The sequence below is a fragment of the Dietzia sp. UBA5065 genome (assembly GCA_002415925.1).
Classification (GTDB): Bacteria; Actinomycetota; Actinomycetes; order Mycobacteriales; family Mycobacteriaceae; genus Dietzia.
The window spans coordinates 1-6,121 of record DIAZ01000155.1 but is presented as its reverse complement, the minus strand read 5'-3'; the positions used below and the strand labels follow the sequence as shown (position 1 = coordinate 6,121).

Here is a 6,121-nt window from a genome sequence, read left to right as displayed (position 1 = left end):
CACCCGCCACCCGGGAGAGGCTTCACGATCTCGTGCTGCGGCACGCGGTCGCGGCGTCCGTGGTGGTGATCGAACCCGACAGGATCGACGCCAGGGGGATCCACCGGTGCAACCTCGAGGGGATGCGGAGGGCGGTGGCGAGGCTGGACCCGACACCGGGATTCGTCCTCACCGACGGGTTCGCGGTGGACGGGCTGGGGTGCCAGTCCACCTCGGTGATCGGGGGTGACGCGGTGGTCGCATCCATCGCCGCCGCGAGTGTCCTCGCAAAGGTCACGCGCGATCGGATTATGGTGGACCTCGACTCGAGGTACCCGGGGTACGGGTTCGCAACGCACAAGGGGTACGGCACCTCGGGTCACGCCAGGGCGATCGAGCAGCTCGGTCCCAGCGACATCCACAGAATGTCGTACGCCAACGTCCGTCGCGCCGCGCAGGCGCACTCGAGGAGCAGCACTAGATGAGCGCCGAGGATCTGGAGAACTACGAGACCGAGATGGAGCTCTCGCTGTATCGCGAGTACCGCGACATCGTCGGCCAGTTCACCTATGTCGTCGAGACCGAGCGGCGTTTCTACCTCGCCAACGCGGTCGAGCTGATCCCGCGATCCGCCGACGGTGAGGTGTACTTCGACGTCCGGATGTCCGATGCGTGGGTGTGGGACATGTACCGGCCTGCGCGTTTCGTCAAATACGTTCGCGTCCTGACCTTCAAGGACGTCAACATCGAGGAGCTCGACAAGCCCGAACTCCGACTCCCCGATTAGAGCCCGTCGGCTCGTCCTCCACAGCCCCGTCCCCCTCCACAGGGCGGCACCGGCCCGGTCCGCAGCACGCGGATCGGGCCGCGGTCGTCGGGCAGGGTGATCCGCGGCGGCCCGGAGTGGCCGGGTCGCCGGGGAGGGGTTCGCGATGGCTGGGGACGGGGCGCGGTCGGTCGCCGGTGCGGGGGACGGGGACCGGCGCCGGCGGACGGGCGCGACGGGGGAGGCCCACGCGGCGGGGTTGATCGAAGCGCGGGGGGGCGTGGTGATCAGCCGGAACTGGCGGAGCCGGACCGGTGAGCTCGACCTGGTGGTCCTCGACGACCGCGGGCGGCTCCGGTTCGTCGAGGTCCGGACCCGGACGGGAACCGGATTCGGAACACCCGCGGAGTCCGTCACCGCGGCCAAGCGGCGGCGAGTGCGCACGCTGGCGGGCGAATGGCTGGCCGCGCACCCCGGTGTGTGGCGGCAGGTCTGCTTCGACGTGATCGGGGTCGACCTCGCGGACCCCTCCCGGCCGCGCCTCGAGCTGTTCGAGGACGTGATGTGACCGTGGCGCTCGGACGGACGTGGGCGGTCACGCTGCAAGGTGTCGGCGGCCAGATGGTCGAGGTGGAGGCGGACGTCGGGAGGGGGTTGCCGGGCGTCTCCATCGTGGGGATGGGCGACGGCGCGGTCATGCAGTCGCGGGAGCGGATGCGGGCGGCGGTGGTCAATTCGGGGTTGACCTGGCCGCCGGGGAAGGTGGTCCTCTCCCTCTCTCCCGCGGCGGTGCCCAAGAGGGGGTCAGGGTTCGATCTCCCGCTCGCGATCGGGACCCTCACGGCGTCCGGTGAACTACCGGCCGCCGGGTTCGAGGGGACCCTGCTGATGGGCGAGCTCGCGCTCGACGGCCGTGTGCGGCCGGTACGGGGGGTCCTGCCGGCGGTCCTGGCGGCACGAGACGCCGGCCTCACGCGGGCGATCGTGCCCGCGGCGAACCTGGCGGAGGCGAGGCTGGTCGGCGGGATCGACACCGCGGGAGCGGAGTCGCTACGCATGATCGCGGCGTGGGCGCGGCAGTCGGGGAGTCTGGTCGCCGAGGCCCCCCGCGCCGTGGGCGGTCGTGCCGACGACGGGACGGACCTGGCGGAGGTCCGCGGGCAGGAGGACTGCCGTCGTGCCGTGGAGGTCGCGGCCGCGGGTGGGCACGCGATGATCCTGCGGGGGGCGCCGGGAACGGGCAAGACGATGTTGGCCCGACGGTTGCCCGGGTTGCTTCCGGACCTGGGGGAGCAGGAAGCACTCGAGGCCACGGCCATCCATTCGGTGATGGGCCGACTCCTCGGGCCCGACCCCCTGCTGCGACGGCCCCCGTTCGTGGCGCCACACCATTCGGCCTCCGCCGCCTCCCTGGTCGGGGGCGGGAACAACGTCCCCCGGCCGGGGGCGGCGACGCTGGCCCATCGGGGGGTGTTGTTCCTCGACGAGTGCGCCGAGTTCTCGGGCAGGGTCCTGGACAGTCTGCGGACGCTGCTGGAGGACGGTGAGGTGCGGATCGCCCGGCGGGACGAGCTGTCGGTCTTCCCGACCCGCTTCCAGCTGGTGATGGCGGCCAACGACTGCCCGTGTGGGAGCGCCCGCCCGGTCGAGTGCTCGTGCACACCCGATGCCCGGCGCAGGTACGGCAGGGCGCTGACCGGGCCGCTCCGGGACCGGATCGACATCTCCGCGCGGACCCTGCCCCTCGGATCGGGGCTGTTCGCCGCCGACGAGGTGGAGGACAGCGCGACGGTGCGGGCGCGGGTGGCCGCGGCGAGAGCGGCGGCGGCGGCGAGGTGGGTCGCGTACCCCGACGCGGCCGGGGCGCGGGCCAACGCGGATGTCCCCGGTCGGGTGCTGAGGAGCGCGACCGGGTTGAGCCGGGACGCTCTGCGCCAGTTGAACCGTGCACTGACGCACGGGGTGTTGTCCCCGCGCGGCGTGGATCGCTGCCTGCGGATCGCGTGGACGATCGCCGACCTGGCGGGGGCGGAGGTGCCGGGTGAGCACCACGTGGCCGAAGCGATGGTCTTGAGGGGAGAGGACTGATGGACGGAACGGGCGAGCGGGACGTGGACCCGGAGGTGCGGCGGGCATACGCGTATCTCGGGGCGGTCACCGAGAGGCCGACCGCCGAACTGTGGGATCTCGTGGATGCGGTGGGTCCGGTCGAGGCGCGCGATCGCATCCGCGCCGGACGGGTCGACGACGCACTCGTCCGGCAGTCCGAGGCGCGTCGGGCTCGGGTAGACGGGGCGGCGCTCATGGACATCGCGGCGGACACCGGAGCCCGCCTTCTCGTCCCGGGTGACCCGGGGTGGCCCGGTGAGGCGCTCGAGCCGCTGGACCGCCCGAGGCGCCGCCGGCGCGGTGGCAGGGCGGGGGTGGATATCGCGCTCCGTCCCCTCGGGCTGTGGTGGCGCGGACCCGCGGATCCCGGCGGGTCGCTGGGCCGTTCGGTGGCCGTGGTGGGGACCCGGGCACCCACGGCGTACGGGCGCGCGGTGACGGCGGACCTGGGCGCGGGCGTCTCGGGTGAGGGGTTCACGGTGGTGTCCGGGGGTGCGTTCGGAATCGATGCGGCCGCCCACCGGGCCGTGCTCGGCGCGGGAGGGTGCACGATAGCCGTCCTCGCCGGAGGGGTGGACCGACTCTATCCGCGGGGCAACGACGGGCTTCTCCGAGCGGTGGCGGAGTCGGGGGCGGTGATCTCGGCGCAGGCACCGGGGACCGGGGTCACGCGGTACCGGTTCCTCGACAGGAACCGACTCATCGCGGCGCTCACCCGCGCGACCGTGGTGGTCGAGGCGGCCGCACGGAGCGGGGCGCTGAGCACCGCGGCGTGGGCCGCGGCGCTGGACCGCCCGGTCGGCGCCGTTCCCGGTCCGGTGACCTCGGTCGCGTCGGTGGGGTGCCATCTGCTGGTGCGGGACCGGGGTGCGGTGCTCGTCGCCCGGACCGCCGACGTGGTGGAACTGGCCGGGGACATGGGGGAGACGGCACCGCCTCCCACGGGGGAACCGACCTCGTGGGACGGGTTGGACGACGTGACCAGGCGCGTGCTGGAGGCGATGCCCACCGCCGGCGGGGCGGCACCGGCGGAGATAGCCGCCTCGGCCGGGATCGCCCCGTCCACCACGAGGGCGGTCCTCGGGCGACTGCTCTCGACCGGCGCGGTGATCCGGGGTCCGGAGGGGTGGCGGAGATCGGGGGATGCGGGGCTGCAGATGACCATTCCCGTGGTCTGATCGGCGGGGCCGGCCCCGACCGGCTTGCGCCGTCCGGTGACGCACGTGACAATCGGTACTCATGGGACAGACGGGGGCGCCGGTCGGCCGGGGGGGAGTGCTCCCGGCTCCCCTCGAGGCCGTGGTGGACGAGTACGTCGACGATCTCAGGACCGGGAGGTCGCGGTCCGAGGCGACCGCCCGCTCGTACCGCTCCGACGTCCGCGCGCTGCTGCTGCATCTCTGCGCCGACCGTGGCGGGCCCGCCACCGCCGCCGACCTCGCCGGCGCCCTCACGCTGCCCGCCCTCCGCGGCTGGTTGGCGTCGCAGGTGGGTGCGGGCGCGGCCCGGTCGACCGTCGCGCGCAGGGTGGCGGCCGCCCGGTCGTTCAGCACGTGGGCGGCGCGCAGGGGAGTCCTCCCGACCGATGTCGCCGCCCGGCTGGAGGCTCCGCGCGCCCGACGTCACCTGCCCGAGGTCCTCGACCGGGCCCAGGCGGCCGAGACCATCCGGACCACCGAACTCGGCGCGGCCGAGGGCGACCCGGTGGCGGTCCGTGACCGGCTGATCGTGGAACTGCTCTACTCGTGCGGAATCCGGGTGGCCGAACTGTGTGGGCTGGACGTGGACGACGTCGACGCCGAGCGGCGGCTCCTGCGCGTGGTGGGCAAGGGGGACAGGGAACGCGCGGTCCCGTACGGCGCCCCCGCCGTCCGCGCACTCCGCGCCTGGGTGGACGGGGGGCGGCCGGCACTGGCGACGACGGGATCCGGCCCGGCCCTGCTGCTCGGGGCCAGGGGAGGCAGGCTCGATCCCCGCACCGCCCGTCGGATCGTCAACGAGGTATCCGCCGCGACGCCCGGATCGCCGCGGGTGTCGCCCCACGCGCTGCGCCACAGCTCGGCCACGCACCTGCTCGAGGGCGGTGCGGACCTGCGGCACGTCCAGGAACTCCTGGGTCACTCGACGCCGGCGACGACCCAGATCTACACCCATGTCTCCGCGGAACGCCTCCGCGCCGCCTACCGGGGCGCCCACCCCAGGGCCTGACGGGGACCGCGGTCGGGGGATCAGCCGCCCCCGTCGCCGGGACGAGTGGGTTTGAGCCGGATCGCTCGCGCGTCGGTCGCGAGGAGGCCGAGGGGATCGAGGTACTCGTCGTCGTCGCCCCCCGGTCCCCCCGCGGCGAGGCGCGCGCCCCAGTGCAGGCACGCCACCGCGGGGCACCCGGGGTGACCCGCGACGAGATGCCCCACCAGGTCCCCGGCGCCGACGGCGTCCCCCGCGCGGACGGTGGCGCGCACCGGCTCGTACGTGGTGCGCAGGCCGTCACCGTGGTCGATCGACAGGACCCGGCGACCGCCGACCGCCCCGGCGAACAGCACGGTCCCGGCCGCGGGCGCCCGCACCTCCGCGACGGCGGCCGCCACGAGGTCGACCCCCCGGTGCCCCGCGAGCCAGCGTTGCGCCGGGGGTGAGAACGGCGTGGCCACCGACGGGGGACCGGAGAGCGGGACCCGTAGGTCCCGGCGCACAGGCGCGGGGGTCGCCGCGGGCGGAAGGACGAGGACGACGAGGGCGACCGCCGCGGAGGCCGCGATCGCGAGGCGACGCGCCATCGCTGTGGTCCGGCACGGGAACTGCATGACACGAGTACACCCCGCCGCGGTCGCGTCGGACATCCCCGCGGGGACCGCTGTGGAGGGGGAGGACGACCATCCACAGGCCCGGCACCCGTGTTGGCCGGCTGGCGCGGGCGGGCTATGATTGCCATGCGGTCGACTGACGTCGATTGACTTCGCGTGTTCTGCGCCACCCCCGGGCGGCGCATCCGGTCCCTGGGCTCACGCCCCGGCCTCCCGGACACCGGACCAGTAGGTGCCCCCGCCAGGCGGGGGTCGGGTCCGGTGCGGACACCAGGGCTCGAGGCCATCCGGCTGACGGCATAACCCGATACACATCAGAAAGCGAGGACGAGGGCCTCGCGGTCCGGCTGCTCCCAAGCCGGACGTGCCCTCAACAACCCATGGCAGTCATCTCCATGAAGCAGCTGCTCGACGCGGGCGCTCACTTCGGTCACCAGACCCGTCGCTGGAACCCCAAGATGCG

General features: G+C 74.1%; 7 protein-coding genes and 1 pseudogene. 7 read left to right on the top strand and 1 reads right to left on the bottom strand.

All coding sequences use genetic code 11. The features are described 5' to 3' along the window. From B4M60_RS12670 to B4M60_RS12645, 6 genes and pseudogenes are all read left to right on the top strand, one after another. A pseudogene (locus B4M60_RS12670) lies at positions 1-464 on the top strand (ribonuclease HII); the annotation flags it as partial. Continuing rightward, entirely contained in the window at positions 461-766 is a 306-nt protein-coding gene (locus B4M60_RS12665) for a DUF2469 domain-containing protein (RefSeq protein ID WP_291084541.1), read from the top strand. The pseudogene B4M60_RS12670 and the gene B4M60_RS12665, both read left to right, overlap by 4 nt. A gap of 145 nt (positions 767-911) precedes the next feature. After that, a complete protein-coding gene (locus B4M60_RS12660; protein ID WP_291084538.1) occupies positions 912-1,313 on the top strand; it encodes a YraN family protein in 402 nt (133 codons plus the stop codon). A 2-nt stretch (positions 1,314-1,315) separates the two neighbouring features. Then, complete coding sequence (locus B4M60_RS12655) at positions 1,316-2,833, top strand: YifB family Mg chelatase-like AAA ATPase (protein WP_291084577.1); 1,518 nt, start codon at positions 1,316-1,318, stop codon at positions 2,831-2,833. Continuing rightward, entirely contained in the window at positions 2,833-4,032 is a 1,200-nt protein-coding gene (dprA, locus tag B4M60_RS12650) for a DNA-processing protein DprA (protein ID WP_291084535.1), read from the top strand. The genes B4M60_RS12655 and dprA overlap by 1 nt, the downstream gene beginning before the upstream one ends. A gap of 61 nt (positions 4,033-4,093) precedes the next feature. After that, a complete protein-coding gene (locus B4M60_RS12645) occupies positions 4,094-5,062 on the top strand; it encodes a tyrosine recombinase XerC (RefSeq protein ID WP_291084531.1) in 969 nt (322 codons plus the stop codon). Positions 5,063-5,082: 20 nt separating this feature from the next. Here the strand turns inward: B4M60_RS12645 and B4M60_RS12640 are convergent, their stop codons facing one another. Beyond that, the gene (locus B4M60_RS12640) at positions 5,083-5,631 is read right to left on the bottom strand and encodes a M23 family metallopeptidase (RefSeq protein WP_291084528.1); all 549 of its coding nucleotides are present in this window, start codon (positions 5,629-5,631) and stop codon (positions 5,083-5,085) included. Positions 5,632-6,038: 407 nt separating this feature from the next. Here B4M60_RS12640 and B4M60_RS12635 point away from each other — a divergent pair. Continuing rightward, a partial coding sequence (locus B4M60_RS12635) for a 30S ribosomal protein S2 (RefSeq protein ID WP_291084574.1) occupies positions 6,039-6,121 on the top strand: 83 nt, incomplete at its 3' end.

Excerpts from the sequence above, each read along its gene's own strand:
- B4M60_RS12665 (WP_291084541.1), top strand. The coding sequence starts at position 461 with ATGAGCGCCGAGGATCTGGAGAACTACGAGACCGAGATGGAGCTCTCG.
- B4M60_RS12660 (WP_291084538.1), top strand. The coding sequence starts at position 912 with ATGGCTGGGGACGGGGCGCGGTCGGTCGCCGGTGCGGGGGACGGGGAC.
- dprA (WP_291084535.1), top strand. The coding sequence starts at position 2,833 with ATGGACGGAACGGGCGAGCGGGACGTGGACCCGGAGGTGCGGCGGGCA.
- B4M60_RS12645 (WP_291084531.1), top strand. The coding sequence starts at position 4,094 with ATGGGACAGACGGGGGCGCCGGTCGGCCGGGGGGGAGTGCTCCCGGCT.
- B4M60_RS12640 (WP_291084528.1), bottom strand. The coding sequence starts at position 5,631 with ATGGCGCGTCGCCTCGCGATCGCGGCCTCCGCGGCGGTCGCCCTCGTC.